Source organism: Pseudanabaena sp. CCNP1317 (assembly GCF_034931345.1).
Classification (GTDB): Bacteria; Cyanobacteriota; Cyanobacteriia; order Pseudanabaenales; family Pseudanabaenaceae; genus Pseudanabaena; species Pseudanabaena galeata.
The window spans coordinates 18,898-38,936 of sequence record NZ_JAYGIF010000097.1 but is presented as its reverse complement, the minus strand read 5'-3'; the positions used below and the strand labels follow the sequence as shown (position 1 = coordinate 38,936).

At 37.9% G+C, this 20,039-nt stretch carries 16 protein-coding genes; 5 read left to right on the top strand and 11 right to left on the bottom strand.

Going from position 1 to position 20,039, the window contains the following annotated elements; genetic code table 11:
* Positions 1-90: 90 nt before the first annotated feature.
* From grpE to VB775_RS16790, 4 genes are all read left to right on the top strand, one after another.
* A complete protein-coding gene (gene grpE / locus VB775_RS16805) occupies positions 91-816 on the top strand; it encodes a nucleotide exchange factor GrpE (protein ID WP_281009087.1) in 726 nt (241 codons plus the stop codon).
* Between the two features lie 72 nt (positions 817-888).
* Positions 889-2,673, top strand: a complete 1,785-nt coding sequence (locus VB775_RS16800) for an Hsp70 family protein (RefSeq protein ID WP_281009086.1) — start codon at positions 889-891, stop codon at positions 2,671-2,673.
* Positions 2,674-2,745: 72 nt separating this feature from the next.
* Positions 2,746-3,129: a tetratricopeptide repeat protein gene (locus VB775_RS16795; RefSeq protein ID WP_281009085.1), complete on the top strand. Its 384-nt coding sequence runs from the start codon at positions 2,746-2,748 to the stop codon at positions 3,127-3,129.
* 106 nt (positions 3,130-3,235) lie between these two features.
* Entirely contained in the window at positions 3,236-3,688 is a 453-nt protein-coding gene (locus VB775_RS16790) for a DUF29 domain-containing protein (protein WP_407072979.1), read from the top strand.
* 92 nt (positions 3,689-3,780) lie between these two features.
* Here VB775_RS16790 and VB775_RS16785 read toward each other — a convergent pair whose 3' ends face one another.
* Positions 3,781-4,350 carry a Uma2 family endonuclease gene (locus tag VB775_RS16785; RefSeq protein WP_281009083.1) on the bottom strand — a complete coding sequence of 190 codons (570 nt, stop codon included), beginning with the start codon at positions 4,348-4,350 and terminating at the stop codon, positions 3,781-3,783.
* A 440-nt stretch (positions 4,351-4,790) separates the two neighbouring features.
* Between VB775_RS16785 and lhgO the strand changes: the two genes are divergently transcribed.
* Complete coding sequence (gene lhgO, locus VB775_RS16780; protein WP_281009082.1) at positions 4,791-5,975, top strand: L-2-hydroxyglutarate oxidase; 1,185 nt, start codon at positions 4,791-4,793, stop codon at positions 5,973-5,975.
* A gap of 56 nt (positions 5,976-6,031) precedes the next feature.
* Here lhgO and VB775_RS16775 read toward each other — a convergent pair whose 3' ends face one another.
* The 10 genes from VB775_RS16775 to asnB all read right to left on the bottom strand — a co-directional run bounded on the left by VB775_RS16775 (position 6,032) and on the right by asnB (position 20,026).
* Complete coding sequence (locus tag VB775_RS16775) at positions 6,032-7,108, bottom strand: glycosyltransferase (RefSeq protein ID WP_281009081.1); 1,077 nt, start codon at positions 7,106-7,108, stop codon at positions 6,032-6,034.
* A gap of 14 nt (positions 7,109-7,122) precedes the next feature.
* On the bottom strand, positions 7,123-8,007 hold the full coding sequence (locus tag VB775_RS16770; protein ID WP_281009080.1) for an NAD-dependent epimerase/dehydratase family protein: 885 nt from the start codon (positions 8,005-8,007) through the stop codon (positions 7,123-7,125).
* The gene (locus VB775_RS16765) at positions 8,004-9,209 is read right to left on the bottom strand and encodes a hypothetical protein (protein WP_281009079.1); all 1,206 of its coding nucleotides are present in this window, start codon (positions 9,207-9,209) and stop codon (positions 8,004-8,006) included. Before VB775_RS16765 ends, VB775_RS16770 begins: the two co-directional genes overlap by 4 nt.
* Positions 9,206-10,342, bottom strand: a complete 1,137-nt coding sequence (locus VB775_RS16760; RefSeq protein WP_281009078.1) for a class I SAM-dependent methyltransferase — start codon at positions 10,340-10,342, stop codon at positions 9,206-9,208. The genes VB775_RS16765 and VB775_RS16760 overlap by 4 nt, the downstream gene beginning before the upstream one ends.
* 56 nt (positions 10,343-10,398) lie before the next feature.
* Positions 10,399-12,003: a glycosyltransferase gene (locus VB775_RS16755; RefSeq protein ID WP_323216889.1), complete on the bottom strand. Its 1,605-nt coding sequence runs from the start codon at positions 12,001-12,003 to the stop codon at positions 10,399-10,401.
* A 16-nt stretch (positions 12,004-12,019) separates the two neighbouring features.
* Complete coding sequence (locus VB775_RS16750) at positions 12,020-12,937, bottom strand: class I SAM-dependent methyltransferase (RefSeq protein ID WP_281009076.1); 918 nt, start codon at positions 12,935-12,937, stop codon at positions 12,020-12,022.
* Positions 12,938-12,946: 9 nt separating this feature from the next.
* Complete coding sequence (locus VB775_RS16745) at positions 12,947-14,911, bottom strand: class I SAM-dependent methyltransferase (protein ID WP_281009075.1); 1,965 nt, start codon at positions 14,909-14,911, stop codon at positions 12,947-12,949.
* Positions 14,912-14,916: 5 nt separating this feature from the next.
* Positions 14,917-17,313 carry an ABC transporter ATP-binding protein gene (locus VB775_RS16740; RefSeq protein ID WP_281009074.1) on the bottom strand — a complete coding sequence of 799 codons (2,397 nt, stop codon included), beginning with the start codon at positions 17,311-17,313 and terminating at the stop codon, positions 14,917-14,919.
* Positions 17,310-18,056 (bottom strand): ABC transporter permease, encoded by a 747-nt coding sequence (locus VB775_RS16735; protein WP_323216888.1) that lies wholly within the window; start codon positions 18,054-18,056, stop codon positions 17,310-17,312. The genes VB775_RS16740 and VB775_RS16735 overlap by 4 nt, the downstream gene beginning before the upstream one ends.
* 92 nt (positions 18,057-18,148) lie before the next feature.
* On the bottom strand, positions 18,149-20,026 hold the full coding sequence (gene asnB / locus VB775_RS16730; protein WP_281009072.1) for an asparagine synthase (glutamine-hydrolyzing): 1,878 nt from the start codon (positions 20,024-20,026) through the stop codon (positions 18,149-18,151).
* Positions 20,027-20,039: the final 13 nt, after the last annotated feature.

The following is a 20,039-nucleotide window of genomic DNA, read 5'->3' as shown; positions in this document are numbered from 1 at the left end:
GGTAATGGGTGATGGGTAACCAATTACCAATCCCCAATTACCAATCCCTTGCAGTATCACACAAAATTTATAATAAACAGTCAGTCAAGCATGATCGATAAACAAGCACTATTTGAAAAATTTCTCACGGTTATCGAGACTCCACCACCATTACCTGAGTATTTAGGAGAGCCTCCCGAATCAGTGACAGAATTTGACCCATATCAAATGGTAGCCGAATGGATTGCCCTGCGACAGGAGGTAAAGCAGCAAGGAAAACTTTTTCAAGGGGCATCTAATATACTCCAAGCAGCATTGACCGAGATCCAGTCAGACAAAGCATCTCTGCAACAACAGCTAGCGATCGCTCAACAGCAAGAATTGTCTCAAGCTGATCGCAAAGCGCTATGGCGCGATTTGATTGGGGTCGTAGATGCGCTTGATCGAGCTTGTAACCATTGGCAAGCACAGATTGCAGATCTAGATCTCGCTCAAACGAATTCGGCAAATCACCCTCAATCTTTATGGCAAAAGTTGATAGGCAAGACTCCAGATTCTGGCAAAAGCTTATCTTCATCCTCAATTCGTGAGATTTTAGTCAGCGATCAGCAGGGAGGCGAACTAATTCGGCGATCGCTGCTTGATGTGTTACGCCAACGCCAAGTATTGCCGATCCCCGCCCTTGGCAAGTCTTTCGATGCGAAAACCATGTATGCGGTTGGTCGTCAGGTAACGACAGAATTCCCTGAAAACACCGTCATTCAAGAAGTGGTGAGAGGGTATATGTGGGGAGAGCAAGTCCTGCGAGAAGCACAAGTAATCGTAGCAGCAAAGTAAAGAATTGGGTTGTGGGCGGCTCCGCGCCCACAACCCAATTCCATTAAAAACAAACATTAAGAGGTACAGATAATGGGCAGAACCGTCGGCATTGATTTGGGAACTACGAATTCAGAAGTAGCGATCGTCGAGAATGGACAAGCGAGGATATTACCCGACACAGATGGCAATCTGATGTTGCCATCCTGTGTGGGATTTAGCGATACGGGCAAACTTTTGGTGGGACGCGAAGCCCTAAGACAGTATGCTGCTGCGCCCGAACGTACCGTGCGATCGATCAAGCGTTGGATGGGAACTGACCACAAGACAACATTGCGTATAGGCGGCTCTGAATCTGAAGATACAAAAGACTATTTACCCCATGAAATCTCGGCAATAATTTTGCGATCGCTGAAGCAACGCGCTGAAAATGCTTTAGGGGAAGAAGTGACCAAAGCAGTGATTACTGTTCCTGCCTATTTCACGGATGCTCAGAGGCAAGCAACCAAAACGGCTGGGGAGATTGCAGGCTTTGAGGTACTGCAAATCATTAATGAACCCACTGCCGCCGTGCTAGCCTACGACGTGCGATCGGAAGAAACCGAACGCGTTCTAGTATATGACCTAGGCGGCGGTACGTTTGACGTGTCGGTGGTTGAGATTACAGGCTCAGTCACAGAAGTGCTGGCAAGTCACGGCAACAACCGTTTAGGGGGAGATGATTTTGACCGTAGGCTGCAACTACACTTAACAGATATATTCCTGAAGACACATGGAGTGAATGTTCCTGATGAGCCATCCACTCAAGCGAGACTGTTACAGGCTGCCGAAGAAATTAAGATGGAGCTTAGTTCCCACGCCTTCGCTCCAGTTAGGGAAGCTTTTTTGGGAACTAAGGGCAAGACAGCACTGCATCTAGAAACTGAAGTAGCCCGTTCTGATTTTGAAGATCTGATTCGACCATTAGTAAATGAGACTTTAGAAGCGATCGATCGAGCGCTTGCAGATGCTAATTTAGTCCCTAGTGATCTGGATCGTGTCATTTTAGTTGGTGGCTCTACCCGCGTTCCACTCGTGCAACAGATGGTGGATGCACACCTAAATCAAAAACCTGTGGATGGTATTCAGCCCGATCTCTGTGTTGCCTTAGGCGCAGCGATACAAGCAGGAGTGCTGGTGGGCGAGGATGTAGAAGCGATTTTGGTGGATGTAATCCCTCACTCTCTAGGCATTTCGGCAGTAGTAATGACACCCATGGGGATGATGCCAGGATTTTTTAGCGTGATTATTCCGCGCAACAGTGTTGTCCCTGTCTCCCGTTCCCAAGTTTACTCCACGACCTCTGACAATCAATCTGTGGTTAAGATCGATGTCTTTCAAGGCGAAAATCAAATGGCTGAGGAAAATGTGCCACTGGGTTCCTATAAAATCGAAGATATTCCCCGTGGGGCGGCTGGGAGCATTAAGATCGAAGTCCATTTTGACTTCGACCTCAATGGCATACTCACAGTCACTACAACCGAGAAAGGCAAGGGGCAGCAAGCTAAGCTAGTTGTGGAAAGCGCCACAGGTGTGCAGAAGCTTTCTAGTCAAGCTCTCAATCAAGCCAAGCATTATTTAGATTCTCTATTTGTGGAAGATGATGATGAGATTGAAGATGATGATGAGATATTTACTGAACTCGATCCTGAGTTAGCAAAACTGGTTGAGCAGGGACAAAAGCTCATCGATACCCTCGAAGATGAGCAAGCGGATGAATTGCAAGATCTGCTCGATCGCCTAGAAGAGGCGATCGCTCAAGAAGAAACAGTATTGATCGCTCAACTTCAAGAAGAACTATCTGATTTTCTCTACTACTCCACCACCAAAGAATCCTAACTAAATCTGTAAGGTTGCCTCTCGCAGGGACGCAACCTTACAGATTTAGGCTTGAAATTAATATTAAACCCAATGAAATGCCCTGTTTGTCGAGCTATTTACCGTCCATCAAGAATTAACGAAGATTCTCGTTCGATCGCATCTACTAGCTGTCATCGTTGTGGTGTCGATCTTGCCCCATTAATTTGTCTGCATGATTTGGCTCTCTGTCATCATCGCGAAGCCATTCAGTCTTATATATCAGGCGATCTCATGGAAGCTATTTCCCAAAACCAACGGGCGATCGCGCTGTATTCCTCTAATGCCGATTTTTATGTCTTAGCAGGACAAGTCTTTGCCTTGTTAGGAGAGCTTGAAGAGGCGATCGCTGCATGGCACAAAGCTATAGAAATAAACCCGAAACACCCAAAAGCTGGGGAGCTTCTTCGGATTTTGGGAATTGTACCGTTAGTCTAAAGTCTGTAAGACAAGTAAATATCAGCGATCGTCTATGTCATATTCTGAGCAGAAAACCTTCGGGAATTTGTTAGAATTATCTTGTTTCAACATTGCTTTACTTTATATGAGCAAACTATACGATCAAGATTTTTACGGTTGGGTGCAGTGGCAAGAACAAGCACTAGCCCGTCACGAAGTATCAGCCCTAGACTGGCAAAATTTACTGGAGGAAGTTCAAGCCTTGGGTAGACAGGAGTATCGCGAGTTAGTTAGTCATCTTGGTGTTTTGTTGGGACACTTGCTTAAGTGGGAATATCAACCAGATCGGCGATCGCGTAGTTGGTTCTTGACAATTCGAGAACAGCGCCGAGCGATTAACCGACATTTTCATCGCAATCCCAGTTTAAAATCTCGTATTGTCGAGGCGTTGGCAGATGGATTTGAATCAGGTATTGATTTGGCACTCCGAGAAACAAACTTACCCTTACGCGCTTTTCCAGAAAGTTGTCCCTATAAATTTGAAGATATTGTGACAGAAAATTTTATATGTGACACTAGCCAAGATTGGGAACAGTAAACCTTTGATGTTTTCTACGATCACTTGTCTAGGCTTGTTTGAGTCAAATAAATTTCTGCGATCGCCTTTGCCATATTTTGAGCTAAGAACTTTTATACCTGATCAAATTTGACTTTTGCGTAGATGTCACGGTGGGAAATTTGGCAAAGCCCATCTGCTAAAGCCAGAATCCCATTTTGATCTTCAGACTCGCTCAGTAACCAGTTACCATCGTCATTTTTTCGAAACTGTTCGATGTGAACTCGATATTGATCAACTAAAATATATTCTTGAAACTCATGAATTGATCGATAAAATGCAAACTTGTCACCGCGATCGCGATTGCTGGTGGATTTAGATAAAACTTCGATAATGATACTGGGATTAATCACCGTATCTATACGGTTTTCTTGAAAGATTGGCTCACCCTTGATTAGCAAAATATCTGGATAGGTATATTCGTTATAAGCAGGAATCCACAAGCGTAAGTCTCTGATAAAAACTTCATAGTCTGGAGGTTCTAGCAATCTACTGAAATTGCGAATGATGCGATTGTGGTTAATTGAACCGCCAGCCATTGCGATTATTTCTCCATTACGATACTCGCTGCGCTGCTCAGCAGTTTCTTCTGCGTCAAGGTATTCTTCAATAGATTTTCGACGAGCTAGAGTTTGCACAACCATAAGTTTGATCAGTATTGGTCTAGCAATATATTACTGAGTATATTACAAATGCTTAATAGGTGTTTAGGGTCAGAAATTTAATAAAACCCAAAAATGTTTTGGGTTTATTTGCACAGGTTATTGAATTTTCACTCCTTAGTTATTTATGTCTGTATTATTTACAGCTTTTTGAATTTGAAACTGGTGGGTATTTGAATTGATATAGGATATAGCGCTCCTAAATGAGTTGTAAGATTTTGAGTGTTGTGAGAGTGCGCCCCGAAGGGGCGCACTCTCACAACCTATTTAGGATTGCTATAGTCAATAAGAATATACTATTGAGAATAGGATCTCTAGAATCCTCATTTTTTCACGATAAATATTTTTGTCGAGATCACCTACTCAATGTAGGATCAAAAATTAGGAATAATTGATATAGATCACCTTTACGAATATATAGTATGTATGACTTCATAGTTATTGGCGGTGGAATTGTTGGACTTGCAACAGCAAGGAATTTACTCCAGAGTTATCCTAGAGCAAAACTATTAATCCTAGATAAAGAGAGTCAATGGGCTTTCCACCAAACCAGTAACAATAGTGGTGTGATCCATTCTGGTATTTATTACAAGCCAGGTAGCTTTAAAGCAAAATTCTGCCGTGAGGGGAATATTTCCATGACAGAATTCTGTAATAAATATAATATCAGTCACGAAATATGCGGGAAAGTAATTGTTGCAACTAAGCCACAAGAGTTATCTCTACTTGAAGATCTTTATCAACGTGGATTAGCTAATGGACTTAAGGTGGAAAAAATTAGTGCTGAAGAAGTCAAAGAAGTTGAACCGCATGTAAGTTGTATCGCAGGATTAAGAGTCTTTTCCACAGGAATTGTCAGCTATCGCCAAGTATGTCAAAAGTTAGTGGATATGATTAGAGATGATGGTGGGGAACTTTTGCTGAAGGCACATGTGACTCAGATTAAAGATATTTCTGAAGGAAAAGAAATAGATACAAGTCAAGGAATTTTCGCAACTCGAATGCTAATTAATTGTGGTGGTCTTCAAAGCGATCACCTTGCAAAGCTTGGAAATGTTGATCCACAAATACAAATTATTCCATTTCGTGGAGAATATTATGAGTTAAAGCCTGAAAAAAGGTATTTAGTAAAGACTCTGATTTATCCTGTCCCTAATCCTAATTTCCCGTTTTTGGGAGTTCACTTTACCAAAATGATTGATGGTAGTGTTCATGCTGGACCAAATGCTGTTCTTAGTCTCAAGCGAGAGGGATACCACAAAACAGATTTTGATATGCGAGATGCTGCTGAAATTTTTTCCTATCCTGGTTTTTGGAAATTAGCCTCTAAGTATTCTAAAGATGGTATTCAAGAGATCATTCGTTCTTTCAGTAAAGATGCATTTGTGCGTAGTCTTCAGCAATTGATTCCTGAAGTGATATCGGATGATTTAGTGCCAACACACGCAGGAGTTCGCGCCCAAGCACTTAAGCCTAATGGACAGTTAGTTGAGGATTTTTTAATTATTAAAGATCAAAAATCTATTCATGTTTGTAATGCACCATCTCCTGCGGCTACTTCTTCTTTAGAAATTGGAAAAGCGATCGTTAGAGAATTAAGTACATAGAACTAAAGCTTGTGCCGCTGCTGCAAGCAGCATAAGCTTTAGTTCTATCTAGCTGTTTAGAAATATGATTCGTATTTTTCTTTTGTTAGACTAGCAACATGCTGCGGATGATGCCATTTGCGAGCGTATTCAATTGCAGTATTGGCATAATCTTGGAGTAGTTTGCGATCTTCAATACACTGTTTTAAAACTGTAAAGATAGAGATAGGATCGGCATTAATAACTGATTCTTGAACTTCCTTAGCCATTTGTAGTGGTAAAAAATGTAGATCTTCAGTAGCTATTCTTGCGATCACAGGTTTACCCATTGCCATTACTTCTACAGCAAATCCTCCATACCAACCAATCAAGATCTGATCTATAACTAGATCTGCGTCTTGATAAAGTTGTAAGGCTTGTGCGTGAGGAATATTTTCAATTACCTTAAAATCAAAGTATTCAGCATGGGTTTTTTCTAACTTTGCGATCGCTGTAAATATATAGTCACTCCCTTTTGCAGCACGATTAGTTGGAGCATGAATAATTTTTATTTTTTTACGCTCAAGTTTTGGAAGGTTTACAGCTATTCCATCTAGACTAATGGAATAGGGAAGAAAAGAAGACATATGAGGCGGTAAGAAATACAGTAAGTCTGGATTTACTGCCCAAATATGCTGTACATACTTTTGCATCTTTGTAATGCCTTTAAGCCGTAACTCATCTAACTTGCCAGAATTACACTGCCCATTGTAACAAGTAGAATTATGACAGGCTGCTATTGAAGTACGTTGCATCGTGATATATTTCTGGCGAATATCACAGCCATTATAAGTTGCAAAAAGCTTAGCTTGTTTAGGATAAAATGGCAGTTCTAAATGATTAAGATAGTCCTTAGGTGAATGAAATAAAGATGAGCCAAAGTTGAAATGGAATACATCATATTTATTTCTAATTTGAAAAAAAGTCTTTGTTAGCTTAGCAAATTTAGTGAATGGAGAAGACATTTTATCTAATCCCAAGTCAATATCACAGGAATATCCAAGCCATTCATTATTTCTTACTAAAACTTTGCTATCTAATCCGAGAGATCTTTCCCCTTGTGCGAGTCCCCAAGCCTGTCCACCAGTATAAGTAGGTAAATGAAGAACTTTCATTGTTTTTATTAATCTTACTTTAGCACTTTATATTGAACAGCCATATTTTGGATTCCTTTTTCTATAGGTGTAAAAACTGGATTAAAAGTTGCTTGTAACAACTGAATATTTGCTATTAAACTAGATTGTTGATATTTGTCACTAATCTCTATATCAACTGGAAGATCGAGAGCTTGACTAATTAATGTAGTGATATGACGAATACTAACAACTTCATGACTACTAATATTTAGTAAATAGCTCTTTAAGTTTGAAGAAGTTATACATTGCAGAAAAATTTTGACAAGATCTACTACATTAATTAGTGATATTCGCAATCCATCTATATCGTTTGTATCAATAGAATTACGATCAACAAAAACCTTTCTTCTTTGTAAGACAGTATTGAATAAGTTAGGGATTAATTTGTCAGTTTGACCTGTCCCATACACACCAAACAATCGCATAATTGTCACATCAAAGTCATTGCGAAATAAGGATAATGATTCCTCCGCATGTATTTTGCTCAATGCATACCAGTTATTCCGATTAATTGGGGCATCTTCGGTGAGTGGTTCAAAACTTGGGGCATAAACATTTCCTGTGGATGTGTAAATGAAATGCTTAACTTTTGCTCTACGGGCTAATTCAGCAACTTTAACTGCACTAACTACATTTACATTTAGTAAATGCTCTGCCATTTCTGGGACTTGTCGATAGTATGGGGATTGGGAAAGATAAATGACTGTATGCGTATCTGGTGGAATAGAAAATTGACTAGAGAGCAAACCTGTATCTGCACATATGCCACCATTACTTTGAGCAGAACTACAACCTATAACGTCAATATTTTGCGCTAGAAAATAATTGAGCAAATTTTTTCCTAAAAAGCCACCTGATCCGATGATTAAGACTTTCATATAGTAACTCCTAAATCTTGGTAAGCATTTTTTAGCCTATCGGCAAATGCTTCCAATGTGAAATATTTTTCAATATATTGGCGGCTTTTAATTCCAATCTCTCTTAAGCGATCGCGATTATTTACAAGTTCTTCAATATCTTGCTCTAGTGTATCAATATGAGTATTTATAATTGGGCATTCTTCATGGTTCAGCAGATATTCTTGTGGCTTGCGGATATAACACATCACAGGCTTTCCCATTGCCATACCTTCTAATGCAAAGTAGCCATGAAATCCTATTAAGCATTGGTCAAATATGATATCAGCAGATCTATACATCTCAAGAGCCTTTTCATTAGCAACTTTTTCGACTAGAACTAGTTCTATCTGTGTACCTTTAGCAATTAGTCTTTCTACAGCTTCGATTAGGTAATGTGTTCCTTTAAAGGCCCGATGGTTAGGAGCGTGGACAATGCGTACAGGTTTTGTGCGATCACTAGTTGGATATATAGCTTTATACTTTGCAGACTTCGCGCCATATAGATCCAATGGCCAAAAAAATAGATCGTTGCGACTTCCTACTGTGTACTCCATCATATCGCCCATAGAAAATACACATCTCGCATAATGTGTGAGTTTATTTATACGAATTTTACGGCTATACTCATCACAAATACAGGCTTTTCCAATGGCAGGACATTCCGTACAGCAATTTGGATGTCCTAGTTTTTCTGTAGTTTGACGGCTCCGTACATCTGCACCATAAGTCCAGAAAAAAAACGAAATACCTAATTTTTTGTAAACTAATAATTCCTTAAAACTTGACTGTAAAGGTTTACTACCAAGTAAAACGCCTCGATCCATGTACATATGGATACGGTCAGCCCATAGGCAAACCCAAATAAAAACAAATAAAGAGGTTAATTTACCTACCAAAGGAATAGTTGTCCAACCACTCAAATTGTAGTCAAAGTCACTAGTAATAAAATAAGTATCATAGACCAATGATTTTGCATTAACTCCTAAGAGAGCTTCTGCTTTTGCTTTAACTGCCAATGTAATAATTGGTGTGCCTGTCCAGAGGCTGTTTAATCTTAGATCAGTAGGCTGAGTTCTTATAGAAATAAACTTAACTAGCCACCTCAATGGAAATAGTAATAAGCCTATACCCAAAAAAACATAAGACAAAAAATCATAACCAAACCAAAATAATCTTTTCACAGCGAGGGCTTAGTTAGGAGGACAGAGATACCATTTGGGTTTGCATCATTAAACTTGTAATCGCTTACACCTAGCTCTTGTAGCCAACCTGCTACTTCTGTTTCTGTATGTTGCCAAGCATTATGGGGATGATACCAATCAAAGTTAACCATATTATTCGTTTCAAAATCGAAAGCATCATTCCAAAAACATTTAACAAAATTGTAGTAGAAAAGCCGTTGGACATCATGGGTTCCTGCTGGTATACCCAATACTGGAATATCTTTCTCAAGGGTGATTTTGGCATTGAGATGACTAAGCTCTCTGCCTAACTCTGTAAGTCCCTCACAGGCTTTGTAGCATTCATCTGGCTCTAGATGTGTAAAATGCTCACGAATGTAGCGATCGCAAAACTGCCTTGCTGCACCCATCTGCTTATAAACATAAAAGAACATCTGTCCATTTGGTTTGAGTTTCTTATAAACTGCAAACAAAGCCTTTTTCGTGTCGGGTGTGTGATGTAAAACACCATCAGCAATAATGAAATCAAATGAGCAGTCAGCAAATGGCATAGACATTAGATCTGCTTGGACAACATGGCAATTTGCAAGATGCTTAGTATTTTCAAAGGTTGTAAATGCTGCATCAGAAATGTCTAAAGCAAAGACTTTTGCTTCATTATTATCAGCTAGCGTTTCTGCAATAAATCTCGTGTTAAATCCTGAGCCGGGTCCAATTTCTAGAACCGTCTTAAATTGGCGATAAAATCTTACAAGTTCCTCAGTCGTCGAAACGCCAAATTTTTTGCAGTACCAAGCGTAAAGAAATTCTTGGTGAGTTTGCTCTAAACCATAATTACGAAACTTGTTCCACTTATCTGAGAAAGTTGTATTTGTGAGTAACTGTTCGCTTTCAAATTCTGATATTGAGGATTCGGCAAGCTTTGCCAAATTATATTTTTCTTGAAACCAAGTAAAGTTTGGTCTAAGCACATCTTTTAAAAAGCAAGGAACACCTTTGATAACTGGATACCAGTATTCATCTGTAATAAAAACACCTTCAATCACTTGCTCCATTTCTTTTTGGAAACAACGAAAATCAAATTTGTCAAGATTTGCAGGAATTGTTAAATTCGGTAAAACTTCGTTTCTCATAAATATGTAATTATTTGATTTTTGCAATAATTGATGACAGAAGAAAATGTGGGGATTTAATCAGGCATAAGTAACAACTTATATTGCTGTAACTGAGTTTGTACTGTCAGACTAGAGCTATGGTACTTGTCAATCCACTGCTTAGCAGAGAGTGATAAGCGATTAATATTTTCAGGGTGATTGATAAGTTCTTGAACAGCTTGAACGATTTGCACCTCTGTTTGGCAATTAATTATTGGTGGTAACTCTTGATACTGATTCAAAATTTCGGCTTCATTTAAGTAAGTACAAATTACTGTACCAACTGCCATAGCCTTAAACATTATTCCACCAAAAGACCCAAGCTTAAACTGATCGACAACTACGTCACAAGCTTTTACTGTCCTCTCAAACTGTACTGTTCCCATAGGCTCTTGCCAAAGCACATATTTATCACATTGGTTGTCTTTCAACAAATGAATACTTTCTTGAACATTTTTACCCCATCGACAGCAAACCATGCCAACTTTATATCCTGATTGGCGCAATTGGCAGAAGGCTCTCAAAAAAATGTCGTTACTTTTGTCTGCATAGCCAGTGCCAACCACCCAGTCCTGTCGAGTCGGGAAAAAGAAAAGAAAGTCAGCATCAAGTTCTTTACATAAGCGTCTACGTAAATCTTCTGAGCCACTTATAGCATCACCATGGCTTTCGTCATACGGATGATTTATGTAAGAAACCCTTTCCCCAGCTAAGTAATGCGCATTTTCTAAGCAATCAGAATTTGTGACAAAGACATGCTGTGCTTCACTATAAGAAATTGCCGTAATTCTACCCTGCGTGTTTGGATAAAAAGGAATATCTCTTAATGTTCCATGCTCAAAAGCAAAGTATTTTTTGCCTGCGAGTAATGGCAAAATCGGATCTGTAGAATATGCTTGGATAATGTCATATTGATCAAAGAGCTGGCTCCATAAAGGTATTATAGAGTTGTAAGGAATTAAATCTGTCGCTAATAGTTGATCGCTACGTTCAGAGAAATTGACTTTAAATCTTTGGATGATTTCTTCTACTCGTTCTTCAAATAAAGATTTAGTAGATTCTGGTAAATCTTTAGAGGTTTTTAGTTTGGGGAAATATTTTCTAAGATAAGGGCGCGTGTATTTATTAATAAAACAACGCTTTAATTGATATTTTGCATAGCTATATGCTCCTAGGACAGGCTGTGTATATGAGTCTTTGATCTTTTTTAAGGATAAAAGTTTTTTGTATACATAGTTGCCGACTAAACATGTGCGAAAAAATCTATATAGCCCTAGCTGAAACCACAAAGATCTGGCACTCTTTAAACCACTTTGTCTCTTTGCTAATAGGTAACGAATGCAGAGTTTTGTTGGACCTTGGGCAAACCAAAGAGGGCGCTGGAATTTATTCATTTCCAAACTGTGCCAATTTGGGAAGAATTGATCTCTAACAGAACCTATGAAATCTGCATCTTCCCATTCTGGACAACCCATAGTGTGATAATAGTCATAGCAGATTACATCACAATCTAGCCCTGCATTGTTTAGTAATTTAGCATTGTTATAAGCATTGTTCGCGATATTCCCTATATGCAATATGCGTGGCGATTGCCCATATTTTTGGCGGAATTTTTCAATCCAATTTGCCGTTTCTGTCATATGAACATCTGAATTACTAGCCATTTTCAGTATTTAGCTCTCTTTCAAGAAGTTCAGCAGATTTTTGTAATAAAGCCATAAACTCTATTTTTTTATCTGGATCGAGTATGGTATTTAACTCTTTCTCTATACAGTCCATGACATCACCAGAATCATAGTAATTTTTTGAGGCTGAGTAGTAAAATTCATGTCCCCCAAAGCCAATAGAATTATCTAAGAGACGGGCAATTTTAGCGACCAAAGTGTTATTACTTCTAAGAACATATGAGCTGACAGGGTGCTTTAGAATAACTCCCTTTGGAGAAAAAGAATGACTAAGCAATTTTAAAAATTCAGTTGGGATGTAAGCATGGTGGTAGTCACCAATTGCTGGTTCTGGGTATTCACGAGTATGAGTGAGTCTATACACTAAATGTCTAAATGACATAATTGCGCCCGAGAACCAACCGGGTTCGTCTCCTAATCTTCCTTTAGATACTGGCTCACGACCAACAACAACTCCATGCTCATCTAATACTCTATTAATTTCTTTAAATGCATCTGGCAGAAATTCGTCAGGAATATGATGCAATATACTAGAGACAATTACTAAATCAAAGCTACCTGAGTCAGCTGGAATTTTTAATGCACTACCAACTCTAAAATCATCTTCAGGAAACATTTTTTCACATTCTTTGATCATCCCCTCAGATAAATCGACTCCAACTATTTGGGAAGGATCAGGTAAAGCCCTTTTCCAAAGATGCCACAAAGATGCAGGTCCACATCCCAAATCTAGTACTCGATCTCCTTTATGGTAGTTTTGAGACACAAACTGGGAAAAATCTTCATCATGTGCTTGCATAATTAAATAGCTGTGATAATCACGATTGTATCTTTCAGCAATAGCATCTTCATACAAACTCTCTTCACGCTCAAAATCATTATGATGCATATTATTTGACTAATTTACTAGAGATCTTAAATCAAACTCTTTAGATGGAAGATAAAATATATCTTCCTCTTGCCATGAATTTATCTCTGCATAGATAGTTAAATACCTGCCCAGACAGAGTAAATTTTTTATAGAAATGTGATTATCTTGTATCTTTATGACTTCTCCAATGACTGACAAATTGAAACCTATTGGTATGCTATCGTAAGCCCATTTTCGCGATGTATCCGAAACAATTAGTCTATACACAATTTCTGTATCATGTTGAACAGAAAATGACTTATTCCATGTTATGTATTCTCCCACAAGATAAATATCTTGAACTTGGCTTGGTCTTTGCCTAGTTGTTAGTATCTGTCCTTGTAGAACATCTTTTTCATAATTTCTTGTCCAACCAAAGTTTACATCAGCATTCCATTCTTGAAAGCTTCCAGTTTTAGAAAGACGCTCAATTAATCCAATAGCACGACCGCCAGTGAAGTATTCTTTTGCAAAATAACCAGAAGAAGGAAGTAGAGGATTTCTAAGATATTTTCCAATAATGCCATCAGTTTCAGGATAAGTTTTTAGGAAAGCATCTATGTACTCGTGATGATAATTAATATAGGAAGGACATTTGTCAATTAATGCTGGACATTCAGCTATTTGCTCCAAACTTACAGGATCACCAGAATCATCCATAGGATAAATCCCAGGGGGGAAAAGACTAGCATCTGCTAAAACCCATTTTCCACCTAAAAAAACTTCAGATGAAGTGTGGCAACCAGCAGTCACTAGCCTCGATTGAAATCCATTACAAAGAAATAGGTCAACTAGTAAACGGGAAACCGTCCCACATCTTCCAAAACCAAGCAGTATGCCAGCAATAGGATCTAGTACAGAAACCCCATTAGTCTGCATCGGTTGTCCAGCAAAGTGATGAAAAAAGTGTAACTGAGCAAACGTTAAGCAGGCATAGAACTTTTCTAAGTCAGACTGACTTGATTCAGTTATTCTCGCATAAAGCCATTGAAGTTGCTCTAACCTATTTAGTGAAAGAGATAAACTAGTTTTCACTTCTATTATACTTGCATAACAGTTATTGACTAAATCAAGAGATGGTTTAGGCTGAGGGTATTTTGTTAAAGGAGTTATGTATTCATAGTTGGTTTTTGTTAAAGTTTCTAAAACAGTATTTTTAAATATATTAACAACATTATTAGGCGAGATTTTAGGTTCTCTATTTGCTTTCTCATCTATTGTTTTAATTGCTTTTTTTTTAGAAGTGAATTCAATTACAGCATCAAAATTCAAGAATGTTCCTTGATAGCAATTTAAAGGTTTTGCTTCTATTTCATTAAATAAATGGCCCTCGTATTCTACTAACACATCCTCCCAATCATCAGAATTCAAAAGTCTAAAAACATCTTTCTTGTTGGTAGAGTTTGGTATTACATTTTTTCTTCCTTGTGTCATGGCTCTATAGGCAGCAGACCTGAGATTCTTATCGCCAAATATATTTTTCAGCCACATTCTTAGCCACCAACCAAAAGCATTAGTGCAAATATAGATCTTCCCACCTGGCTTTAAAACTCTATGGAATTCTTTTAGTGCTTTCTGTCTGTCTAAGAACATGAACACCCCATAGCAGAAAATGGCATCTACCTCCAAATCATCTAATGGAAGAGAAATGGCATCTCCAAGGACAAAATCTACATTCTGAATTTCACAGTTTTTGATAAACTCTTGTGCGATTGACAAACGATTCTGATTGCATTCAAGGGCTATAACTTTTTGGTTATACATGGCTAATACGGATGTCCATTGTCCATACCCACACCCAATATCCAAAACCTTCTCATAGCCAGAAAAGTTAATACGCTTTACTCGATCTAAATAGAAAGACATAGGAAACTGACAAATGAATTTTGCGTACCCTTCGTCATTATATGCTTTGGCTATCGATAAAATCAGAGAAATGTCTAGTTTATCCAAAGGTCTTACCATATAAATTCTCCCATTTTTCTCCAAGGCACGCCTATACAACTTTCATCATTATCAATAAACGTCTCTGAAGGTAAAGCAATAATTTCTCCATTCTTGCTATGCCAAACTAATTTCATCTTTTCTGGTTCTCGGATATAAAATGTAAGCCCTTCTAGATCATGATAAGTAATATTTTCGGATGTGGATGAAATGATAATTTCTGTGTCTGAAGACCAAAACTTAATTGATTGACATACTTCAAGATATTGAAGCAATCGGCTTACAGTTGTAACTAAACACTTGCCTTCGTGAAATACTTGAGAAATATATTCTAGCACCTTAATTGCCTCGGCAGAAAAAAATGGTGGCTGATTGGTTTCAAATGTCCCATCATTATTCTTTTTCCAACAGCCTAAGTGTTGATAGTAAATACAAGCTTGCTCTTGAGCAATTAGCAAATTTATATCGTCTATGCAAATTTGCTCTGGCAATAAACTTGCATTGGGAGCAGACTTACCAACAAGCCCCCTATATCTCCTGAACAGATTAAGGTTTGAGCCATCACGGGCTTGCTCACAATATAATAAATTGCCATCCGATGGATGATTTACATAACCGTCGTCAACCCAAAAATAACGAGTTCCAATGTACCTTAAAATATCTAAGTGATAAAATTTACTCTTTGGAATATCTCCCTGCTGGTAGTTATCTAAATTATGATGTCCTATATTTTGATAATTTTTATTTGAACCGTGATTTGTCCAAACTTTAAACTTCAATTGATTATTTATACATTCTTCGATTGTTTTCTCAGCAAATTTATTTTTAAAAGTACCATCATCAAAGTCACCATAGGCATGAATAGTATCAATATAACCCGATTGAATCATTTCTTTTAAAATTGAACTATAAACAGATGGTTTATCAGATAAATCTTGAAAATAGCTGAACGTTGAGTGACAAAGTGAATTTGTCACGTTAAAAAATATACTGTTGGCAATTTCTAGACCAAGACCTTGTTTACTGCATAAAAATCTGTATAGTTTCAAGTGATTATCCCAAGACATAAACTCACAATCATTGGAGATTGAAATAGCTGATTTGTAGGGATAAGGGAATTTCCGTAATCTAATCTCTGATTCTACTTCTATCTTAGATTTTATAAGGTAATTGCTTCTGAGAAACCATTTTGAAGGTGTATCACATATTTTATTAAGCACTAAGCTATCGCGACGGGTAACAGAAAATTTTTTATACCGTGGTAGATAATCATGATAATTTGCTACAGCATTAACATCAGGATACGGCTCTATACCAATTGTGAGATAGTAATTTCCAGAATTAAAAGGTATTGTCTTTATCTTTAACTGAATCTTGCTGTTCCCTGGTTTGATGCAAAATTGCGTAGAAATTAGATTGTAGTTATTATCAATATGTTTATAGTTAGTTGAGCTCCAGACACATATGCCGTCTGTGCGATAAACTGCTACATAAAAATTCGCTGTACTACTTTCAATCAAAGAGTCAATTTCGATCTCTATACTTAAATCAGTTCCCTGAAAGAATACATTACTATCAAACTCTTCTCCATAGATTTGGACATCTACTATGTGTATTTTCTGATCGCCAACACGTTCTTTCTTCCCATCATTATTTTCATTTAGGCTAGATGTATAGCTGCGAACTTCATATATTTTAGCTATATTTTCTGATAAGTCATCCGCGACTACTTTACCTTCTTCTAGTAAAATTGCGCGATTTGCAAATCTACTTATTAAGTTAGTATTATGCGAAACAAGTAAAACAGTACAGCCAGAGCGAATAATCTCCTCCATTTTATGAATACATTTTTCAACAAAAGGTGCATCCCCAGCAGCTAATGCCTCATCAATAATCAAAATATCAGGTTTTATACTGATAGCCGTAGAAAAAGTAAGCCTAGCTTGCATTCCGCTAGAGTATGTTTTAAATGCTTGATCAATAACATGTCTCAACTCACTAAAATCAATAATAGAGTCAATTTTTTGATCTATTTCTTCTCTCGACATACCCAAGCATAATCCACCCATATAGATATTCTCACGACCTGTGTACTCAGGATTAAAACCTGTCCCTAGCTCTAGGATAGCGGAGATTTTACCGTTAATATATATATCACCCGATGTTTTATCTAAGGTTCCTGCTAGTATCTTTAGAAGAGTACTCTTGCCAGCTCCATTTCTTCCAACGACCCCAAGAATTTCTCCTCTTCTAATTTCTAAAGAAATATTTTTTAAAGCCCAAAATTCTTTGTGAATAGTCTTAGATGAAAATAACTCCCAAACCATATCAGCAGGTTTTTCGTAAATTTTGTATACCTTAGAAAGATTACTAATCTTTATTGCAATACCTTGTCGATCTTGTAAATTCATAAAACATTACCAAACATTATTTTTAACTTACGAAAAAGATTGTAACCGAAAGTAAATGAGAAGTGACTCATGACAATGAATGCTACCCAAGCCCAAGGATGATCGAATCTACCAAGATAGAGTACATCTTGATAACACCAGACCATATAACTGAAAGGATTTATAAATAAAAGTAATCTAAATTGTTCAGGTACTTGCTCGGGAAGATAAAAAATTGGCAACAAATATATACCAATCAATGTAAACATCTGTACAATATCTTTAACATCTTTGAAGTAGACCCCTATTGCAGATAGAGTAAAAGAAATACCAGCCATCCCAACCATTTGTATAAAAAAGAGCAATGGCAAAAATATATATGTAAATGGCAGAGAATGATTCGTTGCTAACACATACATAATCAAAATAGATAGAAAAATCCCTTGCGTAATTAAGGAAGCCAAAATGCTTTTAATTGGCAAAATCTCAATTGGAAACACAACTTGTTTAACTAGATTTGCGTTACTAGTAATTGCAGTACCTGCTTTAGACATTACCTCTTGCACAGTCAACCAAGGGATTAACCCAGATAGCAAGTAAGTAGTGTAATCAAGCGGCATTTCTCTTGTCCCACCGATTCTAATTTTGAATATAACAACAAAGATAAAGATATAAACTCCTATCAATATCAATGGATGAAGTATTGCCCAGAACCAACCAAGTATCTGTCCTCTATAACGATCTGTCACCTCACTTTTTGTCATTTCCCATGTTAGAGATTTATACATTATGACAAGCCTTAAGACTTCTCGAAATGCTCGTATATGCAAATCAAATGATAGAAAATATCGCATGTTCATCCTAAAAACTGCTCACACCAACTTTCTAAATTGAGCAACGACCAAATCAAAAGACGACGATTTTGCTTGCCATCAAGATGCTGATCGATTAGTAATTGTACAGATTTATGATCGAGAAAATTGTAAATCTGAGCTTTGGGATCAGACAATCTCCGTCGGACATAATCTATACTATCTCCCTTAAACCAACTAGCATCAGGAGCAGAAAAACCTTGTTTTTCTCTTTCTGTAACAGTCGTAGGTATATATCGAGAAATAACTTTACGCAACAGTAATTTGCCGTCTTTTGTCTTTTGAAAATATTTAGCAGTTTTATTGCCAAGATCATTCTCATTGAGTTGAACCACTTCGGTAAGATTGCCAAGTTTTAAATTTACTGGCATTTTCATCGCGAAATCAACCAAGTCATTGTCTAAAAAAGGCACTCTAGTTTCCAGAGAATGCGCCATGCTCAGTTTATCTTCAACTGTCAGTAGACCATGCAAAAAAGTTTTAGCTTCAAAATAAAGCGAACAATTGACATAATCTTCAGGACGAGACATTTGTAGTCTTGGTTGACGAAAAACTCCTTTAAAAATATCTTTAGTGGAAATATGTTTCACTTGATCCCATATTGGGGCAAGAACTGACTTCGTTTCACCATTAACCAAGAGACGTTGCCAAAATCCATAATATTTATCAATGTAATGTTCAAAATCGTCATTGACTACAGCTCGATAATAACGCCAAGGATAACCAGCAAACAACTCGTCACCACCAGTTCCAGACATGACAACCTTGACAAACTTACTGGCTAGCTGGGCTACATAAAAGTTAGGATAACTTTGCCCAACTCTTGGCTCTTCTAAGTGCCAAGCAAGGCGAGGCATCACTCGTTCCATGTCTCCTGCTTTTAAGACCATCTCATAATGTTCGGTCTTAAATAAATAGGACATATATTCAGCAGCCTCACGCTCGTCATAGCTAACTTCAATGCCAGATGCTGAGTTGAGATCAAACCCACAAGTAAAAGACTTGAGATACGGGAGTTGCTGTGCTGCGATTGCTGTAATCGAGCCGCTATCCATGCCTCCACTGAGGTATGCACCTAGCTCAACATCACTGATTAGCTGTCGATTGACCGCTTGACGAAATAGGCGATCAAGTTCTTCAACATATTCACGTTCATCTAGAGGTTTTTCGGGTTCAACAAAATGGTAATCCCAGTATTGCTTGACATGTAATTTTTGACCTGACTCTCGTGACAACAACATTGAGGTTCCTGCTGGCAGGAGCTTGACATCCTGAAATAGGGTGGTGTCCGTAAAGAAATTTTGAAATGTGAGGTATTCGAGTAGAGATGGTTGGTCAATCGTGGTTCGATAACTAGGGTTAGCTAAAATTGCTTTTACTTCAGAGCCAAAAATAAATTTTTGACCCTGAAGGGTGTAGTACAGAGGCTTAATGCCATAGCGATCGCGAGCAATGAAGACTTCTTGGGTATGGCGATCAAAAATCGCAAAGGCAAACATGCCATTAAGACGATTTAGACACGCTTCACCCCACGTAGCATAGGCATAAAGCAGAACTTCAGTGTCTGTGCGGGAATGAAAAGGGCAACCAAGGGCTTCAAGCTCAACACGAAGTTCATTAAAATTATAGATTTCGCCATTGAAACTGATGACAAACCGACCGTTAGCCGTTGACATAGGCTGGTGACCTGCTGGAGATAGGTCAATAATTGCTAAGCGTCGATGCCCGATCCCTACTCCACCTTCAATAAACTGACCTTCGCCATCAGGACCACGATGAGCTATCGCATCCGTCATTTTTTTTAAAATAACCGATGAAACAGGCTCACCGTCAAAATGGAAGACTCCAGCAATTCCGCACATTAGTTTTATCTGC